The sequence below is a fragment of the Butyricicoccus sp. AM78-15b2TA genome (assembly GCF_027665985.1).
In the GTDB taxonomy this organism is placed as follows: domain Bacteria; phylum Bacillota; class Clostridia; order Oscillospirales; family Butyricicoccaceae; genus Agathobaculum; species Agathobaculum butyriciproducens.
This window is the reverse complement of the sequence record NZ_JAQEHY010000060.1, coordinates 1-841: the sequence shown is the minus strand read 5'-3', so window position 1 is coordinate 841 and position 841 is coordinate 1. Positions and strand designations below refer to the sequence as shown.

At 40.9% G+C, this 841-nt stretch carries 1 protein-coding gene; it reads right to left on the bottom strand.

Going from position 1 to position 841, the window contains the following annotated elements:
- Positions 1-260 precede the first annotated feature (260 nt).
- Positions 261-841: hypothetical protein (locus PGS25_RS15595; RefSeq protein ID WP_270419426.1), on the bottom strand; the 581-nt coding region annotated here is incomplete at its 5' end.

Genomic DNA, 841 nt, shown 5'->3' with positions numbered 1-841 from the left:
GGGCGGCGCGGATTTCGTTCCTCTCCCCCTTAACGCGCCGTTGTACATCTGTTCTGTACAGGTGCGTTTCGGAATTTATTTGTCCGAATTGTTGAGAAAACCAAAATATTTTTACGGAAAGTGGTCAATTTATTGACCACTTTTGCTTTGCCGAAACTTCTGTTTAGAAACTATGCAACAAATGTTCGATGACAATGTGTTGCGACAACAAGAATACTGTGTTTTCGTAACTTTTCTGTGTGCCAAAGTTTAATTATGAATCAAATGTGAACAATTCCTACCCCGATTGACTTTGTTTCATATATACGGTATGATAGAATCCCAATCAAAGATGAAAGCCTAAACTCCATACTTATCTTAGCTTTCTTTAATTTTGGTTTCGGTGATACATGGCTTGTCAGCAAATATGCATAGTAACGCAATGCACAGACAGGCCGAACAGCAAAAAAACAGGAGGTTAATTGGACTTTGACAACTGAATAAAGCTCCATCTGTAACGAATTTTCCGTATCGGGTAACCGATAAGCCGCTTTGATAAAACAGCCGGTCAGCAACCGGCGAGGCGAGAACAGCGGAAAAGGATACTCCCCACCAGCAGAACAGGATTCGGGTGAGAGGTGTCGTAAGTCAATCGGCAAGTGTAAGAATACGAGCGTGAATAAACTGTTCACGACAGCATGGAGTGTAAATATGCCGCTTACAAATTTATGATTGTTATGATATAATAATAGCGTTGTTGGCTGTGCCATCACCGTTACAAACACAAGGAGTAAACGATGATTACAGCAATACAGAAACCAAAAAGAAAGTATGGAGAAGGCAGTATATACCAGCGAAACGA